The following is an 18,438-nucleotide window of genomic DNA, read 5'->3' as shown; positions in this document are numbered from 1 at the left end:
GGAAGGAGCCTTTCCCCGCTGGTATATTTGGGAAAATGTAAGTTTTGGCTCAGAAGTTAAATTTATAGAAAAGGTCATCTACGATGGCAAGTTGGGTGGTCATGATGCACTTGTAGGGGATGTGGACGGAGATGGAGATTTAGATATCTATTCCAAAGTATGGAACCTCTGGCCAGATAATGCCAACGAAGGAAGAGAACATGGCGATTTTTTTGAAAACAAAACTAATTAATAGATCGAATAAATAGCGTTAGTGTAATGAATAGAAGAGCAGCACTAGAAAAAACGACGTGGATGTTGACATCCGCCATTTTTGCACCAAGTATATTGAGTGCTTTACAATCTTGTAAGCAAAAGACACAAGGAGTAAAAGATTTACTGGTGCTGTCAGCAGATCAAAACAACCTTGTTGTAGCCATTGCAGATACTATTATACCAAGAACAGAAACTGTGAGTGCATCGGATGTTCAGGTGAATGAATTTATTGATCTTTTGCTACAAGACGTTTTTGATGAACAAGTGAAGCAAGCATTTTTGAATGGGTTGTCAGAATTTGATAACGAGAGTAAAAATGTTACAGGGAAATCATTTGTGCAACTTAGTGGGAAAGATCGTCATAATTACCTTAAAAAAGTCGATGAAGGAATAATGGGTAAAGTGTATCAGGATAAAGTACCCTTTTATTACACATTCAAACAATTGACACTTAAAACTTATTTCTCATCGGAGAAGGGTGTCAAACAAAATTTGGAATATGTGCCCATACCTGGGTCTTATCAAGCTGATATTGACTTAAGAGAAGGAAGTAAAAGGATGGTGGGCAATTAATGATTATCAAATGAAAGATAATAATACATACGATGCAATAGTAGTAGGTTCTGGAATTACGGGAGGATGGGCGGCAAAAGAACTTACAGAGAAGGGATTGAAAACGCTTGTGCTTGAACGTGGGCGTGATGTAAAGCATGTGGAAGGTTATCCTACTACATTCAAAGCTCCATGGGATTATAAACACCGTCTGTATATTACTCAGGAAGAAAAGGAACAGTATTATGTTCAACAAAAGGTATATAATTTTAGCCCTGCCAATAAACATTTTTTTGTCAATGACAAAGAGCATCCTTATTTACATTCAAAAGAAAAGCCTTATAGGTGGTTCAGAGGATATCAAACAGGTGGACGTTCATTGATCTGGGGACGGGGAGCCTATAGGTTCAGTGATCTGGAGTTTGAAGCCAATCTCAAAGATGGAATTGGAGTGGATTGGCCTATCCGATATAAGGATTTGGCGCCATGGTATGATTATGTTGAAAAATTCATAGGTGTATGTGGTTCAATAGAGAATATATTTCAATTTCCAGATGGACATTTTCTTCCCCCATTTGAACTGAATCATGCCGAAAAAGTAATTAAACAGAGATTGGAATCTCATTATCCCGATCGCAAGCTAGTACCTAACAGGGCAGCTCACCTTACTCAAGTAGCACCAGGGCAGTTCAAGGGAAGGTCTCAATGTCAAACCCGAAATGTATGTAATACGGGATGTCCTTTCGGGGCTTACTTTAGCAGCAATAGTTCTACACTTCCAGCAGCATACGATACAGGTCACTTAACACTGAAGTCTTATGCTATTGTTGAATCTGTGATTTATGATGAGCAGAAAGACAAAGCCACCGGTGTAAGGGTAATTGATGCAAATACTAATGAAACAACAGAATACTTTGCAAGAGTAATTTTCCTTTGTGCTTCAACATTGGCTTCAACAGGTCTTTTATTAAACTCTAAAACTCCCAGATTTTCAGATGGGCTTGGTAATTCAAGTGGGGTTTTGGGACATTATTTAATGGATCATCACCAAGATATTTCTTCTAAAGGTACTTTGGAAGGGTATGAAGACAAAATATATAAAGGATTTAGGCCAACTTCGGTAGCAATACCTCGATTTAGAAATGTAAATGGGCAGGAAATGGATTTTTTGAGGGGGTATGGAGTATGGGGTTCTGCCTCTCGCAAAGGAATAGATACATCTAAAATTGGAATAGGAAATGACTTTAAAGAATCTTTAACTGTACCTGGTCCATGGAAGGTGAAATTAACTGCCTACGGAGAATGTCTTCCAAACTATAACAATAAAGTTGAATTAGATATTAAGCGTACTGATAAGTGGGGGATACCATTATTAAAAATTGATGCTGAATTTGGAGAGAACGAAATAGAAATGAGAAAAGACATGAAAGAGCAGTTAGGAGAAATGTTAGAAGTAATCGGTCTCAAAGATATAAAGGTTTATGAAGATACACCTTTGCAAGGAAGTTCCATACATGAAATGGGGACTGCAAGGATGGGACTAGACTCTAAAACATCAGTGCTTAACAGGTATAACCAATGCCATGATATTCCAAATCTTTTTGTGACAGACGGTGCATGTATGACGTCTTCAGGCAATATGAGCCCATCATTAACTTACATGGCTTTGACAGCAAGGGCATGTGATTATGCCGTGAAACAAATGAGAAAAGGAGTAATATGACAGTTTCCTATTTCAAAGAAAACAATATTTTTTATCATTATAAGAGTATATAATCATGAAAATTAGAATTTTAGATATTTGTTTGGTTCTATTGTTTTTTGCAATAAGGCCAGGAATTGCTCAAAAAAAAGATAAAAACCTAAGGCGCAATGTAATTTTCATCCTTAGTGACGATCATCGGTACGATTATATGGGATTTACAGGTAAAATACCGTGGTTAGAAACACCTAATATGGATAAAATGGCGGAAGAAGGTGCTTATTTTAAAAATGCTTTTGTTACAACTTCGCTTTGCTCACCTAGTCGAGCAACAATATTAACAGGCATGTACTCACATATACACAATGTAGTTGACAACCATGCACCTGTACCTGAAAATCTCACTTATTTTCCGGAATATTTACAGGATAATGGATACCAGACAGCATTTCTTGGAAAATGGCATATGGGTTCAAATTCTGACAGTCCCCGTCCTGGTTTTGACCATTGGGAAAGTTTTAAGGGGCAGGGAGATTATTATAATCCTACATTAAATATCAATGGACAGAGAGTAGAATATAATGATTCCACCTATATAACTGATTTGTTGACAGAGCATGCTATTGACTGGCTTGCAGAACGGGATAAGAAAAAACCATTTTTTTTGTACCTCTCTCATAAAGCCGTACATGGCTCGTTTCACCCTGCTAAACGTCATATAGGAAGGTATGCCGGAAAGAAGTTTTCTTTTCCAGACACCTATTCTCAAACAAAAACAGAAGAATGGAGGTCACTTGATTGGCCTGATTGGGTCAAAGAGCAACGTGTAAGTTGGCATGGAGTTGATTACTTTTTGCATGACAAATTATCAGATGGTATTGAACCAGTAGTTCAAGCATATTGTGAGACTTTACTTGGAGTAGATGAGAGTATCGGATCAGTTCTCAATTACTTAGAAGAAGAAGGAATTGATGACTCTACTTTAGTTATTTATATGGGCGATAACGGTTGGTCATTTGGAGAACATGGCTTGATGGACAAACGCCATTTCTATGAAGAATCAGGAAAAGTGCCACTTTTGGTTAGATGTCCTGAGGTTTTCGAAGGTGGGAGAGTTGTAGATAAATTGGTGCAAAATATTGATATCGCTCCTACAATTCTGGAAGTGGCTGGAATCTCAAAGCCAGAGCACATGAATGGGCTATCGTTTATCCCATTACTTAAAGGGAATATGGAAGGATGGCGTGATAAGATTTTTTATGAATACTTCTGGGAATATGATTATCCAATGACACCAACGATGTTTGGACTCAGGACAGATACAACAAAATATATCATGTATTATGGCATCTGGGATCAAAATGAATTTTTTAGTATAAAAGATGATCCCAATGAAATGTATAATCTAATTACTAAAGAAGAATTGCAGCCCCTGATAAAACAACACTTAATAGAACTATATGATTGGTTGGAAGAAACAGGGGGAATGAAGATACCACTTAAAGAGACGATAAAGCACAAAGGAACAGACTATAAACACTATGGTCAATATTAGATTATATATCTGACAACAATATTACATACAATGAACAAAAAAAGGTGTACAGATATACTTGTAAAAAAACAAGATGATAAAGCCAATAATTAATTTATATAGTCAAAATGAAAAAGGTATTTTTAGTCCTTAGCTTGATTGGGAATTTTGCTTTCGGACAAGAAATTAAAATTGAATCAGATTTCCCAGGAGGCAATATTATTATATCAAAAATAACTCAGGATACCGCTTATATTAAACCAGACCTATCCTTAAATGAACGGGAATGGTTTCATTGGTATTTCAAAACACTAAATATTTCAGGTAAGCGAGTCACCTTCAAATTTGAACAAAATAATGTGTTTACCAAATATGGACCTGCTTATAGCATTAATAATGACAGGACTTGGAAATGGTATGGTGAAAGCAGAATAACAAATAATAGCTTTACTTATAGTTTTAACGAAGAAGATACAATAGCCTATTTCAGTGTTTCTATTCCTTATACCGAGAAAAATTTCAATGAGTTTTTGAGTAATGTTAAGAATCCTGATCTGATCGAAAAAAGTACACTTTGTTTGACTGATGAAGGTAGAAAAGTAGAAAAAATTCTTATTTCTCCTTCAGGAGATGAGCCAAAACAGCGGGTAGTTATTACTGCTCGTCATCACGCCTGTGAATCTAGTGCCAGCTTTGTTTTAGAGGGTATAATTGAGAGTGTTCTCAATGAGAAGAATCTTGAATACCTACGTGAAAATGTGGAGTTCCTTATTCTTCCTTTCATGGACAAGGATGGAGTTGAAAATGGAGAACAGGGAAAATACCGTGCTCCTCGTGATCATAACCGGGACTATGATTCTGTCTCATTGTATCAAACCACTGCTACTATTCGAAATCAAATTCCTGAGTGGGGAGATGGTAAAATAGTTATGACATTGGATATACATAGCCCCTGGGTGCTGGGTGGGGATAATGAGACCATTTACATGGTTGGAGTAGAGTATTCACAATTCGAAAAGGAACAAATGAAATTTTCTCATCTCCTGGAAAAGAATGCATGGGAAGATTTAAAATATTATCATAAAAATTTTATGCCATTTGGTGTATCATGGAATACAAATAAAAACTATTCGCAAGGTCTTTCATTTATGGAATGGGGATTGACTCTTAATGGGGTTTTAATGTCCACCACCCTTGAAATACCATTCGCTAATGTATCAGGAGCAACTTTTTCCGCTGATGGTGGCAGGGGATTTGGTAAAACTGTGGCTTATTCTATCAAGGAATACCTTCAATCTATTTCAGCTAAAAATGAATTTGATTAAAACTTGTATTCTTTACGGCTTTCTTCTTTGTATTTTCAGTGGATGTGAAAATCACATAAATACTAAAAATCAACAGCCAAATATTCTTTTAATTATAGTCGATCAACTATCTGCAGAGGTGATGGGCAACTCTGGTTGCTCATGGGTAAAAACGCCAGCTATGGATCAATTGGCTACTGACGGAGTGAAGTTTATCAATGCATATACTTCATTTCCTTTATGTAGTCCAACGAGAGCATCCTTCCTCACAGGGCAATATCCCTTCAAAAGTTATGACCAGGTGACCAGATACAAATCCTTGGGTACTATTCTGAAAGATAAGGGGTATCAGACTGAATATATTGGTAAATGGCATGTTGGGAATACCCGTATAGTTAAAAATAAAGAAGTTTTGGAATGGAGTGGGTTTGATAATTATCAGAATGGTGATGATGGATTGCTGGAAAATCAAACTATTGAGTTTTTAAAAAGGAATCATGAATATCCATTTTTTTTAATAGCATCTTTCATGAACCCACATGATTGTTGTGAACTAGCCCGAAAAATAGGAGGATGGGAAACAAGAAATACCTTCGAAAAAGGTAAGTGTACACCTGATTTTGTTGTTCCAGATAATAAAAATATACCTTATCCGAGCTCACTAGTTGATCCTAATATACTCCCTGAAGTAATGGAGAATCAAAAACCATTGCCAGGAAAAAATTACGTATCCATTCGTCCTACAGGTAGCTGGTCGTCCGAAGATTGGAAGACCTATAGATATGGTTATTCCCAACTGGTTCAGTGCGTAGATAATAGAATTGGTAATATTCTAAAAACTTTGAAAGACCAACAGTTAGATGATAATACTGTAGTAATTTTCACTTCGGATCACGGAGATGGAATAGGTGAGCATGGGTGGAACCAAAAACTGGCTTTTTATGATGAGATCATCCGTGTTCCTTTCATCATAAAAGCCCCAGGTGGGGTTAAAGGGAAGTTATGCGATGGATTAGTCAATGTAGGGATTGATTTGTTGCCTACGGTATTGGATTATGCCGGAATTGAGGATGAATCATATCCGGGAGAAAGTTTGAAAGCTCCAACAACTGATTTGGATAAAACTACAGCGAGGAAATATTTGGTTAGCGAACTAGACCTCAGTTTACAAGGGCTGGGTACAGATGAAGTTCCTGAAGGTGCGGACTTAGATAGATTGTTAAAGTATGAATCAGCAAAGGCAAGAATGATTACGGATGGAAGATATAAGTATATAGCTTACAATATGGGTAAGAATCCTGAAATACTATTTGACCTTCAAGCTGACCCTAACGAAACTAAAAACTTAATCCACCAAAACAATAATAGAGCTGAACTCAACAGGTTGAAGTTAAAACTAAAGGAATACCTATTAAAGGTTGGAGATGATTTTCATGAAATAGAATCAACCAGAAGGAATAAGGCATATATCCCAAATTTGCATTAAACAAAATGAACCTTTTTAACACTAAGAACTAATATCAATGAAAACTTCACTATCTATCTTATCAACCTGTTTGGTGTTTACGATTCTGTGCAGTTGCTCGGAAGATCAGAGCCTTACTTACCTTTCTTTAGAGGTAACCGAAACAGAACCTGAAGGTCAGTTTTTATGGTACTATCCTGAAGATGAAATGCAACTTCAGGTGAACCCTCCGGGATTCACATGGACAAAACATCAAAAAGCGACAAGTTATGACTTTGTACTATTTGAAGGAAAAGGAAATAAAACCATACAAACTAAATATGAAGGACTGACAAATACAGTTACTGCCTTGCCTGATGTACTCAATTCGGGTTTGTACAGCTGGCTTGTAGTGTATAAAGATTCGATTGGCAATGCCGTGGGGCGTTCCAAACTAAGAACATTTAACCTGAAAAAAGGCCTTCCAACTTTACCAATGCCTGACATGGCAGACCTTTCCAAACAAGTAGAAGGAATCCATCCAAGACTTTTTCTCACACCCCAAGTCCTTACTGATCTGAAAGAAACCGTTATGAATGATAAAGCTCCGTTATGGGAGTTGTGTCGTTCTCTTGCCGACTCATCTATGTCCCTTTCTTTGCCTCCGGAACCGGCCCCCTATAAGGATAGTGTATTTGAAGTGTCTGAATGGCGTAGAATATATAGGCCAGCTAAAATAGGAACGGCTAATATGGTGAGAATGGGATTGATATGGAGCATCACCAAGGAGCAAAAGTACCTCGAAGGTGCAAAGCAATGGTTGATGCATTTTGCCAGTTGGAACCCTGATGGAATTACTTCCTTCAGAGTACCCCAGGCAAGTGGTTTTGTTGGAAATACAGAGGCAAGCATGCCAATGCTGGAACGAATGGCTATGGTCTATGATTGGATAGGAGAAGAGTTGAGCAAAGATGAAAAAGAGGTAGTGCTATCAAGTATTCGTGCCAGAGGCAATCAAATGTTGAAACGATACGAGGAACATAATTTCCTGTCAGAACCCTGGGATAACCATACTGTAAGGTCACTTGCTTTTACGGGGTTAGCAGGACTTGCGACTTTGGGTGATTTACCGGATGCCGAAAAATGGCTGGAATATGTAATAAAGTGCTACATAACGTCTTTTCCAACATGGGGAGGAGATGATGGAGGATGGTCACAAGGGCTTGCCTACTCTAGCACTTACAACCTGTACCAAACAAATTTTGTTGAAGCACTGAGCCTGTGCACCAATGTCAATTTATACAACAAGCCCTTTTTCAGAAACAATGGCTATTTTGGAGTTTATTGCCACCCACCCTACGCCAAACGAGGTGGGTTTGGGGACGGAGGAGAAGACTCACACAGCCCCAAAGACATATTGTTGACAAGGAGGTATGCAGAAGCCTACGAAGACCCTGTATTGTTGTGGTATGCCGAGAATATCAACTCCAATAAAAATAAAAAAGACCAAAACGCACCAGTTTTCTCAAAAGCACATTTGTGGCAAGGATATTATATGGAAGATGTAGTAAGCTTGCTTACGCCAAATTCCGGAGATCTTAAGCCAACAAACCCCTCGATATTGCCACCATCCAGGCTTTTTAAAGATATTGGTTGGGTAGCTATGCACTCAGACATGGGAAATGCCGATAACGATGTGTGGATGCTTTTTAAATCCAGTCCCTATGGTTCTTTCAGTCACAGCCATGCTGATCAAAATAGCTTTCAACTCAATGCTTATGGTGAATCCCTTTTTATTGATTCAGGGTATTATCCGTGGTATGGCAGCCCGCATCATTTTTTATGGAGCCGTCAAACAAAAGCACACAATGCCATATTAGTCAATGGCAAAGGACAACATGTCCAGTCCATGGAGGCAGGTGGTACTATCGAGAAATACGAATATGCAGATGGGCTTACCATTGTAACCGGAGAGTGCGCCAAGGGATATAATCTACCTATCAGCGATAAGGTAATCGGTTTGTGGAAAGAAAATATGGACGGGCCTTTGCCAGATTCCAACACAAAAACCCATCTGATGCGTAGGACAGTTGTGTTCAATCATACCAAGGAAAAACCGTGGATTGTTATACAGGATTATATCAAGACAGGATCCCCAGCTACGTTTGACTATTTGCTACACTCCCTGGAAAAGATGAAAATGGATACCATCAACCAACGGTTGTTAGTCCAAAAAGGCAATGCGGCTTTGGATGTGTACCTAATATCATCGGAAGCCTTGGATTTTAATCAAACTGATAAGTTCACAGTAGATCCGGGTGAAAGTGATACCGGGAAACCTAAACAATGGCATTTTTCAGGAACCAATATAGGTGAAAGGGAGGAAATACATTTTTTGACCCTGATTGTTCCCAGGCGGGCCAACGAAGCACCCCGTCAGGTAAAGCGACTTGATTATGATACAGCTCGAGGTTTTCAGATAGGGGACAAAAAAGTATTGGCATGGTTTGGTGAAGGAGAGAAGGGAGGTATTACCAGAGCTGATGGAAAAGAAGAAAGCACCAAATTAATTATTGAACATGTTGATTAAATTTAATGTATGAAAATTTATACTCTTGCCGGATTTTTGCTCATATTTATACTTTTTTTATTTTGTGCTAAAAGGAGAGAGAACACCAATTATCCAAACCAAAATAGAATTGAAGAATGGGGAAAAATTGCTCCTTTTTTTTCTCCACCAGAAAAATTCAGTAATGATTATTCCGATAATCGTTCTCCATTATTATTTTATAATGGAGACTCTGTAGGAACGGTTGAAGACTGGCAAAAAAGGCGTAAAGAGATTCTAACCCGTTGGAATGGCATGATGGGTAATTGGCCGGAAGTGCTTACGGAACAAACATTTGAATTTTTAGACACCATTCATCGAGATAACTTTATCCAGCATCGGGTAAAATTCTATTGGACGCCAGACGAAAAAACGGAAGGCTATTTATTGATTCCTGATAAAAAGGGAGTTAGTCCAGCTGTTATGACGCTATTTTATGAGCCGGAAACTGCTATCGGAATCGGAGGAAAGCCATATCGGGATTTCGCATATCAACTTGCCAAACGAGGTTTTGTTACATTGTCTGTTGGTACAACTGAAGCTACAAAGCAAAAGAACTATTCTTTATTTTATCCTAGTATTGATAGTGTGGCTGTTCAACCACTATCAATGTTAGCATATGCTGCTGCTAATGCATGGAATGCATTATCTAAAGTTAAAAATGTTGATTCAACACGAATTGGTATTGTGGGGCATTCGTTTGGTGGAAAATGGGCAATGTTCTCTTCCTGCTTGTATGAAAAATTTGCGTGTGCTGTTTGGTCCGACCCTGGGATTGTGTTCGATGAATCCCGTCCATCAGTAAATTACTGGGAACCTTGGTATCTAGGTTATCATCCCAAGCCCTGGAGAGAGAGGGGTATGATCACCGAAAGTAATCCTGCAAATGGGTTATACCCGGAATTGGTGAAAATGGAGTATGACTTAACCGATTTGCATGCGTTAATGGCACCAAGACCATTTTTGGTTTCAGGAGGTTCTGAAGATCCACCTGAACGATGGAGAGCATTGAATCACAGTATTGATGTCAATAAATTGCTTGGATTCGATAATCGAGTAGGTATGACAAACCGTCCTTTGCATGGACCAACTGAAGAATCCAATGAGCAGATTTATCAGTTTTTTTCTTACTTTTTAAAACTTGATTTATGAAAAGGTTATACGTTTTAGTATAGCCTGAATTCTGTCTTTTAATTAGGAGGTTTTTTTTAATTTATTTTTCACAAAAAGAACGTTAAGTAATTATTTATATAATAATACTTAATATATCTGATTTAAAGTTGTTTAAATATTTTTTGTCTTATGTAATTACCATTTTGTGTACCCACACATAATAATTTAATTTGTGACGATAACCTGTCTTTTACTTATCAATTATATTCTTTTTTGATTGTTTTAACAGATATATATTATACATTTGTGTGCCCACACATTTTAATGTGCTTTAAAATTTGGGGTTGTGAAGATGAGTAATAGAAAAAAAACTACCATACAAGACATTGCCAATTATGCCAACGTTTCAGTTGGTACGATAGACAGGGTAATACACAACAGGGGTAAGGTTTCTCCTCTGAAAAAGAAGAAAATAGAGGAGGCAATAAAGCTTCTGGATTTCAATCCAAACCTACTCGCAAGGACTTTGGCTTTGGGAAAACAGTTTAGGGTTTGTAGTCTTTTTCCTGAAGCTAAAAATAGTGGGAATTACTGGAACCTTCCAAAAAAAGGGATCGAACAAGTAGCCAATACTTATCGGGACTTTGGGATTGTTTTGGATTCTCATGAATACAGCTTGTTCGATGAGTCCAGCTTTGTGGCGCATGCTCAGGTGATTGCTGATAAGAATCCTGACGGAGTAATCTTGGCTCCCCTTTTCGAAAAAGAAAGTAAGGTCTTTGTTGAAATATTGGAGGAGAAAAATATCCCATATATTTTCATTGATGCTAAAATTCCAGACAAGAAACCTCTAAGTTATATAGGGCCGGATTCTAAACGTAGCGGATTTATTGCTGGTAAGTTGTTGCACTCACTTCTCCGAGAGAAAGACGATATCCTTATTGTGAATATGGCCAAGGGAGTAAAGAACAGTGCTCATATTGGAATTGTAGAAGAAGGGTTTCGTGATTTTTTTGAGTCACAGGATGATAACGTTGATTGGAATATAAATTCCCTTACAATTCCTTCAACAGAAGAAGTAGATGTCATAAAGGAGTTAACGAAGTATTACATTAAAAATACTGTAGTGAAAGGAGTGTTTGTAACCAATTCAAGAGCGCACCTCATTTCTGAATTTCATAAAACACATGAGTTGGATATCAAGCTGGTAGGCTTTGATTTGGTTGAAAAGAACATAACAGAAATGAAAAGTGGAGGGATCGATTTTCTCATTTCACAGAGCCCTGTTTTTCAGGGTACAAGGGCTGTTCAAAGCTTGTTTGATTACTTTGTTTATAAAAAACCACCTGCTGAGATCCAGTTTGTGCCTCTGGATATTATTATCAAAGAAAATATTGATTTCTATCTCAATTCACAATAGTCAACTATAAATTATCAGAAAATAAAAACGTATAAAATGAAGGTCAATACGAAAACCAGAAGAGATTTTATAAAAAAAACAGCAGCCGGATCTGCTCTGCTGGTAGCAGGGGGTATATTACCCCGGTTTTCTCCAAAGAGTTATGCCCGTATTTTGGGAGCAAATGACAAATTGAAAGTATCCATGATGGGAGTGAATAGTCGTGGTAAAGCTTTGGCACAGAACTTCGCTCAGCAACATAATTGCGATGTGATTCATGTGTGCGATGTTGACAGCCGTGCAATTGTAAACTGCCTGGAAGCTATCAAGGATAGACAAACTATAACGGCTGAAAGTTTTGTTGACTTTCGGAAGTCTTTAGAGAGTAAAGATGTAGATGCCATGGTGATAGCTGCACCGGATCATTGGCACGCTCCGGCTTCATTGCTGGCACTAGAGGCTGGTAAACATGTATATGTAGAGAAACCCTGTAGTCATAATCCTAAAGAAGGAGAAATCTTGGTTGAAGCCGCTAAAAAATATGGTAAGGTAGTTCAAATGGGAAACCAGAGGCGTTCCTGGCCAAACGTAGTTGAAGGAATTAATGCCCTGAAGAGTGGTGAAATAGGTAGAGTGTATTTTGGTAAAGGGTGGTATTCTAACAACAGGCAATCCATAGGTATAGGGAAAAACACAGCAGCTCCCGATTGGTTGAATTGGGACTTGTGGCAGGGGCCTGCACCCAGAAAAGATTTCAAAGACAACCTGATTCATTACAACTGGCATTGGCACTGGCATTGGGGGACGGGTGAGGCATTGAACAACGGTACACACATGATAGACCTATTGAGGTGGGGCATGGAGGTGGACTACCCATCAAAGGTCAGTTCCAATGGTGGCCGTTTCCGCTATCAGGACGATTGGGAAACACCCGATACACAAGTCATCAATCTGGATTTTGATAAAGGAGTGTCTATGTCGTGGGAAGGAAGAAGTTGTAATGGAAAACCTATTGAAGGCAGTGCAGTAGGTGTGGTTTTTTATGGGGAAAACGGAAGTATGCTGATTCCGGGAGGTAACAGTTACACCATTTTTGACCTGAAAGGAAAAGTGGTGAAAGAAGTGAAAGATGATATAAAAATCGACCCGAGAAATGCTACCAATCCTGCCGAGCAGTTGGACGCATTGCATATCCAAAACATGCTTGATGGCATTTACAATGGCAAATCTCTCAATTCAGATGTGGATTCTGGTCACAAGAGTACTTTACTGGTACAACTAGGAAATATCTCCCAAAGGGTAGGCAGGTCATTGAATATAGATTCGAAAAACGGACACATCCTTCAGGATAAAGATGCCCAGAAATACTGGAGCCGTGCCTATGAAAAAGGTTGGGAAATGAAATTATAAATGTCAAATGAAAAGCATGAATTCCAGAAGAAAATTTATAGAAAAAGTCTCAAAGGGTGCGGCACTGTCAACTATTGCGTTGGCAGCTCCTTCCAGTTTGTTTTCTAATACCATGAATATGAAAAAGGATAAACCTAAAATTATTGGAATCATTGGAGCGGAAAATTCGCATACTGTTGGTTTCGGACGCATGTTTAATGTGGATAAAAAATTTCCAGGCTTTGAGGTAAAGTATGTTTGGGGTGAAACTGAAGAATTTGCTAAAAAGGCCATGGAAAAGGGAAGCATACCTAATATGGTGAAAGACCCAAAAGAGATGATGGGAAAAATAGATGCGCTCATTGTGGATCATAGGCGAGGAGATCAGCATTTGGAAGCAGCAAAACCATTTGTTGAGGCTGGTATCCCAACGTTCATAGACAAGCCATTTTGTTTTAGTAGTAAGGAAGCAAAGGAGTTTTTGGCTATGGCCAGAAAAGTGGGAACACCTGTTACTTCCTTTAGTTCCATCGCTCACAGTTATGATACTTTTGATGTCAGGGAACAGTTGAATGGAATAGATGGCATCAGTCAGGTAGTATGCTATGGCAGAGTGGATATCAATTCTGAATACGGTGGAGTGTATTTCTATGGGCCACACCTGGTAGAACCACTAGTGTATTTATTTGATGAAAAAGTGATTTCGGCAAGAATCAATAAAAACGTGAAGGAAAATAAAAACAGCAGTGCAAGCCTGGTCTATGAAAATGGAATGCTTGTGACACTCATTTTCACCTATAAAAAATACGGCTGGCAAACCTTCGTAGAAACTGATGAAGGAGTGGTAGAAATGAAATCAAGAGTAGAGAAAAAAGATCCAGGTAAAAACTATGTTGACATGGTAGAGATGTTTAAGACAGGTGTAGAACCCAGAAGCCATGAAAGCATTATTGCCGGAATTGCGATTTTGGAAGCACTTTACAACTCAGCAATCAGCGATAAATGGGAGAACGTATTTTATTGATTATGATGAATGATTTCAAAAATATGAATGGGATTTTCCTTTCAGCAATACTTGCAATACTGCTGTTGACTGCTTGCAACACTGCTGAAAAGAAAGAGGTCAACGAGCAAGAACAAGTAAAGGACAATATGCTGTCTGAATCCGAAAAGAAGGCAGGTTGGAAGCTGCTATTCGATGGTAAAACATTTGACGGATGGCGTGGACTCGGCAGAGAAACTGTGCCAAAGGAACATTGGAAAATAGAAGAAGGTACTATCAGAAAGTTGAACAGCGGATTGGTGCCTTCTTTGCCGGATGGTCAACCCATAGAAGGAGGAGACCTTATGACCATTCAGACATTTGACAATTACGAATTGTATTTTGAATGGAAATTGACCCAAGCTGGAAACACAGGGCTCAAGTACAATGTGTCGGAAGAAATGTCAATGGCCAGTGGTTCACAATATTCAGCTCTGGGGTTCGAATACCAGTTGTTGGATGATAAGGACACTACTTATGTCGGTAAGATCAAACCGACTCAATTTACGGGTTGTTTGTATGATATGATTGCTCCCGAAGGGGCGGTCGTCAGGCCACTTGGTGAATACAACTCCAGTAGAATTTTGGTAGATGGCAATCATGTGGAACATTGGTTGAACGGTAAGAAGGTCGTCGAATATGAATTTGGCTCAGAACGTCTGGATTCTCTGTTTAAGTTGAGTAAATACAAGGATACTCCTGATTTTCACAAAAAAAGAAAAGGTCATATCGTATTGCAAAATCACAAAGACGATGCATGGTTTAGAAATATTAAAATTCGTGAGATCAACTCATAAGAATACTTTTTAGAACAAATACACTAATTCCTTATGAAATATACACTGACGGCAGTTATCATTTTAACACTATTTATCGGGTTTGATATGAGCCAATCAAAAAAGTCGGACACAGTAGAAGGCATACTTTATTCAGACGGTAGTGCTGTTTCCTTGGATATGGACAATGGCAATATTGTGGAGATAAAACGCATTGAATCTGTGGGAAATACCAAACAAATATTTGTAGCTCCCGGTTTGATTGATGTACAAATCAACGGTTATATGGGTGTGGATTTTTCCGGCCCTGGATTGACTGTAGAAGGAGTAAGAAAAGCAACAAAGGCTTTGTGGAAAGCGGGAGTTACTACTTACTTTCCTACAGTCATCACCAGCGATATCGCTTTGACCAAGAAAAACTTTACGGTGTTGGCAGAGGCAATGAAAGATCCTGAAATCGGTAAGTCCATCCCTGGCTTTCATCTGGAAGGGCCGTACATTTCTCCAGTAAAAGGATTCAGAGGTGCTCATTTGGAAAAATTCATCAAAACTCCTGATTGGAAGGAGTTTCAGGAAATTCAGAAAGCTGCCAACAATGGCATCAAGCTCATCACTCTGGCACCTGAGTTGGAAGGAGCCATTCCTTTTATTCGAAATTGTGTGAACAGCGGAGTAGTGGTAGCACTTGGTCATCACAATGGCTCAGCGATTGATGTGCAAAATGCAGTGGATGCAGGAGCTAAAATGGCTACCCATCTGGGAAATGGCTGTGCCAATGAGATCAACCGACACCACAATCCTATCTGGCCTCAGCTATCCAACGATCAGATTACACCGAGCATTATTGCCGACGGGTTTCATCTGACGAGAGAAGAGGTGAGGAGTTTTTACAAAGCCAAAGGAGCAGAAAAAACCATTTTGGTGTCTGATGCTTTGGACTTGGCTGGTCTTCCTCCGGGAGAGTATGTGAGGGGAGAACGTACCTTGTTGTTGACTCCCAATGTAGTGAAGCTACCCAAGGAGAATGTATTAGCAGGGGCAGCATCTCCCATCAGCAAATGTGTAGGAGTGGTGATGGATTTTACCCAGTGCAGCCTTTCTGATGCTATCCGAATGGCCAGTACCAATCCAGCGGAAATGATGTCGTTGACCCAACTTGGGACGGTAGAGTATGGCAAACGTGCGGATTTGGTAGTTTTCACCATGGAAGACGGATCAATGGTGATTCAGAAAACTTATGTAGCGGGGCAGTTGGTTTATACACAGAACTAAAACAAAAGATATTTTGGAAAATACATTTACCAAAAAGGTACTTATTGCTATAAGTGCAGTAGGCCCAGGGCTATTCCTGATCGGATACAACATAGGTACCGGTAGTGTAACCACAATGGCAAAAACCGGAGCGGAGCATGGAATGGGATTGTTCTGGGCATTGATGTTGTCTTGCATTTTTACTTTTGTGTTGATGCTGGCCTATGGCAAAGTAACCCTGGTCTCAGGACATACAGCACTTTTCAATTTCAAAAATTGGTTCAAAGGAGGATGGGTATTGTCTCTATACATCATTATCGCTTTGATTATTGGTGAACTGTTGGCACTAATGGGAGTGATGGGCATTGTGGCTGATCTAATTCAGGAAGGAATCAAACTGGCTTTTAACGGACTTCAGGTAAACACCTTTTGGATCATTCTCTTTTTCATCATCATATTATATGCACTGCTTTGGTATGGTCGCTATCAGGTTTTTGAAAAAGTGTTGACCGCTCTGGTGGTACTTATGGGGTTGTCATTTGTGGTGGTATTTGTGATGGTCAAGCCTAGCATGTCTTCCCTTATGGAAGGAATGATACCAAGCATTCCAAATACTCCCGGAGCATTGGGGTTGATTGCAGCCATCACAGGTACTACTTGCTCTGCCGCAGTATTTATCATGCGAAGTACTGTTGTGGCAGAAAAAGGCTGGACAGTAAAGGATCTTAAAACAGAAAAAAGAGACTCTTTTGTTTCCGCTTTTATGATGCTTTTTCTAAGTGGTGTGATCATGGCGGTAGCTGCCGGTACGCTCCATGTAATGGGGTTGAAGCTTGAAAATACTGTCGATATGATTCATTTGTTTGAACCAATAGGAGGAAAGGCAGCAGCTTTTATCCTGATCATCGGTATCGCAGGAGCGGGCTTGTCCACCATTTTTCCAATAGTATTGATAGCACCATGGTTGGTGGCGGACTACAGAGGAACACCACGAAATATTCATTCGGCTAATTCCAGAATACTCATTTTTGTCGCATTGATTTTTGCTTTTGGAACGGTGTTTTTAGAAGAACGCCCTCCGGCATTGATGGTGTTTTCACAAGCCTTTCAGGCCTGTATATTGCCGGCTGTGGCCATCCCTGTTTTTATATTAATCAACAACAAGAGCCTGATGAAAGAACATAAAGCAGGCACTATTTTAAACATAAGCATTATTGCAGTGATCTTGTTTTCACTGGTGACTACATGGTTTGCAATAGCTGATTTTTTTTAACCAAAAACACGAATGAAAAAAAACTTTAAAGTTGACAATTTGCAGGTATCTATTTTTGAAGAAACCAAAGAGATGGGAGATGCCGCTGCAAATTTCGTTGCGGAAAAGCTCAACGCTGCAATACAATCCAATGGAAAAGCTAATCTGATTCTGGCCACTGGTGCTTCGCAGTTTCCTTTTTTAGAAGCATTGAAAAACAAAGAAATTGATTGGAAAAAAATCACTGTATTTCACCTGGACGAGTACAAAGGGATATCAGATTCCCATCCTGCCAGTTTTAGAAAATATTTGAAAGAAAGAATTCTGGATGACGTTGCTCCCAAGCAAATTTTTTACCTGAATGGAGATGCGGAAGATGTAGATCAGGAAGTGAATCGATATGCTGAAGAGTTGAAAAAATACCCCATAGATATAGCCTGTATTGGTATAGGAGAAAACGGACACATTGCGTTCAACGATCCTCCGGTGGCTGATTTTAATGACCCTAAGTTGGTGAAAGTAGTGGAATTGGATACAGCCTGTCGCAATCAGCAGTTGGGTGAAGGATGGTTTCCGACTTTTGACGATGTGCCAAAAGAAGCACTTACGCTTACCATCACAGCTATTATGAATTGCAAGGCTATCAGTTGTGTAGTTCCTGATGCCAGAAAAGCAGAGGCGGTGTACAATTCATTGTACAGTGAAATAAGCACTGAATGTCCGGGAACTATTTTAAGGAATCATCCGGAAACTGTTTTGTTTTTGGATGAAGGATCGGCTTCTAAAATCGACAAATAAGAAGCATTACCTAATATCA

The 18,438-nt window shown here is 39.0% G+C and carries 15 protein-coding genes; all 15 read left to right on the top strand.

Annotation, left to right across the window (positions count from 1 at the left end; translation table 11 throughout):
• On the top strand, nucleotides 1-232 hold a 232-nt coding region (locus AAOP42_RS06620; protein WP_349527689.1), incomplete at its 5' end, for an FG-GAP-like repeat-containing protein.
• 26 nt (nucleotides 233-258) lie between these two features.
• On the top strand, nucleotides 259-828 hold the full coding sequence (locus tag AAOP42_RS06615) for a gluconate 2-dehydrogenase subunit 3 family protein (protein ID WP_349527688.1): 570 nt from the start codon (nucleotides 259-261) through the stop codon (nucleotides 826-828).
• Nucleotides 829-838: 10 nt separating this feature from the next.
• Entirely contained in the window at nucleotides 839-2,530 is a 1,692-nt protein-coding gene (locus AAOP42_RS06610) for a GMC oxidoreductase (RefSeq protein ID WP_349527687.1), read from the top strand.
• Between the two features lie 55 nt (nucleotides 2,531-2,585).
• Entirely contained in the window at nucleotides 2,586-4,064 is a 1,479-nt protein-coding gene (locus AAOP42_RS06605; RefSeq protein WP_349527686.1) for a sulfatase family protein, read from the top strand.
• 107 nt (nucleotides 4,065-4,171) lie between these two features.
• On the top strand, nucleotides 4,172-5,368 hold the full coding sequence (locus AAOP42_RS06600) for a M14 family zinc carboxypeptidase (protein WP_349527685.1): 1,197 nt from the start codon (nucleotides 4,172-4,174) through the stop codon (nucleotides 5,366-5,368).
• Nucleotides 5,355-6,833 (top strand): sulfatase family protein, encoded by a 1,479-nt coding sequence (locus tag AAOP42_RS06595; RefSeq protein ID WP_349527684.1) that lies wholly within the window; start codon nucleotides 5,355-5,357, stop codon nucleotides 6,831-6,833. The genes AAOP42_RS06600 and AAOP42_RS06595 overlap by 14 nt, the downstream gene beginning before the upstream one ends.
• A gap of 37 nt (nucleotides 6,834-6,870) precedes the next feature.
• Nucleotides 6,871-9,381: a DUF4962 domain-containing protein gene (locus tag AAOP42_RS06590; RefSeq protein WP_349527683.1), complete on the top strand. Its 2,511-nt coding sequence runs from the start codon at nucleotides 6,871-6,873 to the stop codon at nucleotides 9,379-9,381.
• Between the two features lie 9 nt (nucleotides 9,382-9,390).
• The gene (locus AAOP42_RS06585; protein ID WP_349527682.1) at nucleotides 9,391-10,551 is read left to right on the top strand and encodes a sialidase; all 1,161 of its coding nucleotides are present in this window, start codon (nucleotides 9,391-9,393) and stop codon (nucleotides 10,549-10,551) included.
• A gap of 313 nt (nucleotides 10,552-10,864) precedes the next feature.
• A complete protein-coding gene (locus AAOP42_RS06580) occupies nucleotides 10,865-11,932 on the top strand; it encodes a substrate-binding domain-containing protein (RefSeq protein WP_349527681.1) in 1,068 nt (355 codons plus the stop codon).
• Nucleotides 11,933-11,968: 36 nt separating this feature from the next.
• Nucleotides 11,969-13,321 carry a Gfo/Idh/MocA family oxidoreductase gene (locus AAOP42_RS06575; protein ID WP_349527680.1) on the top strand — a complete coding sequence of 451 codons (1,353 nt, stop codon included), beginning with the start codon at nucleotides 11,969-11,971 and terminating at the stop codon, nucleotides 13,319-13,321.
• Nucleotides 13,322-13,337: 16 nt separating this feature from the next.
• Nucleotides 13,338-14,324, top strand: a complete 987-nt coding sequence (locus tag AAOP42_RS06570; RefSeq protein WP_349527679.1) for a Gfo/Idh/MocA family protein — start codon at nucleotides 13,338-13,340, stop codon at nucleotides 14,322-14,324.
• Nucleotides 14,303-15,139, top strand: coding sequence for a 3-keto-disaccharide hydrolase (locus tag AAOP42_RS06565; protein WP_349527678.1), 837 nt, complete (start codon nucleotides 14,303-14,305; stop codon nucleotides 15,137-15,139). The genes AAOP42_RS06570 and AAOP42_RS06565 overlap by 22 nt, the downstream gene beginning before the upstream one ends.
• Before the next feature lie 33 nt (nucleotides 15,140-15,172).
• Nucleotides 15,173-16,390 (top strand): N-acetylglucosamine-6-phosphate deacetylase, encoded by a 1,218-nt coding sequence (locus AAOP42_RS06560; protein ID WP_349527677.1) that lies wholly within the window; start codon nucleotides 15,173-15,175, stop codon nucleotides 16,388-16,390.
• Nucleotides 16,391-16,403: 13 nt separating this feature from the next.
• The gene (locus AAOP42_RS06555; RefSeq protein ID WP_349527676.1) at nucleotides 16,404-17,642 is read left to right on the top strand and encodes an Nramp family divalent metal transporter; all 1,239 of its coding nucleotides are present in this window, start codon (nucleotides 16,404-16,406) and stop codon (nucleotides 17,640-17,642) included.
• A 12-nt stretch (nucleotides 17,643-17,654) separates the two neighbouring features.
• Nucleotides 17,655-18,419, top strand: a complete 765-nt coding sequence (locus AAOP42_RS06550) for a glucosamine-6-phosphate deaminase (protein ID WP_349527675.1) — start codon at nucleotides 17,655-17,657, stop codon at nucleotides 18,417-18,419.
• The last annotated feature ends 19 nt before the right edge of the window (nucleotides 18,420-18,438 follow it).

Origin of the sequence: Reichenbachiella sp. MALMAid0571 (assembly GCF_040151475.1) — a bacterium.
GTDB lineage: Bacteria > Bacteroidota > Bacteroidia > Cytophagales > Cyclobacteriaceae > CAXBNB01.
The sequence above is the reverse complement of the archived record's forward strand: the minus strand, read 5'-3'. Positions and strand labels throughout refer to the sequence as shown.

Excerpts from the sequence above, each read along its gene's own strand:
- AAOP42_RS06615 (WP_349527688.1), top strand. The coding sequence starts at position 259 with ATGAATAGAAGAGCAGCACTAGAAAAAACGACGTGGATGTTGACATCC.
- AAOP42_RS06610 (WP_349527687.1), top strand. The coding sequence starts at position 839 with ATGAAAGATAATAATACATACGATGCAATAGTAGTAGGTTCTGGAATT.
- AAOP42_RS06605 (WP_349527686.1), top strand. The coding sequence starts at position 2,586 with ATGAAAATTAGAATTTTAGATATTTGTTTGGTTCTATTGTTTTTTGCA.
- AAOP42_RS06600 (WP_349527685.1), top strand. The coding sequence starts at position 4,172 with ATGAAAAAGGTATTTTTAGTCCTTAGCTTGATTGGGAATTTTGCTTTC.
- AAOP42_RS06595 (WP_349527684.1), top strand. The coding sequence starts at position 5,355 with ATGAATTTGATTAAAACTTGTATTCTTTACGGCTTTCTTCTTTGTATT.
- AAOP42_RS06590 (WP_349527683.1), top strand. The coding sequence starts at position 6,871 with ATGAAAACTTCACTATCTATCTTATCAACCTGTTTGGTGTTTACGATT.
- AAOP42_RS06585 (WP_349527682.1), top strand. The coding sequence starts at position 9,391 with ATGAAAATTTATACTCTTGCCGGATTTTTGCTCATATTTATACTTTTT.
- AAOP42_RS06580 (WP_349527681.1), top strand. The coding sequence starts at position 10,865 with ATGAGTAATAGAAAAAAAACTACCATACAAGACATTGCCAATTATGCC.
- AAOP42_RS06575 (WP_349527680.1), top strand. The coding sequence starts at position 11,969 with ATGAAGGTCAATACGAAAACCAGAAGAGATTTTATAAAAAAAACAGCA.
- AAOP42_RS06570 (WP_349527679.1), top strand. The coding sequence starts at position 13,338 with ATGAATTCCAGAAGAAAATTTATAGAAAAAGTCTCAAAGGGTGCGGCA.
- AAOP42_RS06565 (WP_349527678.1), top strand. The coding sequence starts at position 14,303 with ATGGGAGAACGTATTTTATTGATTATGATGAATGATTTCAAAAATATG.
- AAOP42_RS06560 (WP_349527677.1), top strand. The coding sequence starts at position 15,173 with ATGAAATATACACTGACGGCAGTTATCATTTTAACACTATTTATCGGG.
- AAOP42_RS06550 (WP_349527675.1), top strand. The coding sequence starts at position 17,655 with ATGAAAAAAAACTTTAAAGTTGACAATTTGCAGGTATCTATTTTTGAA.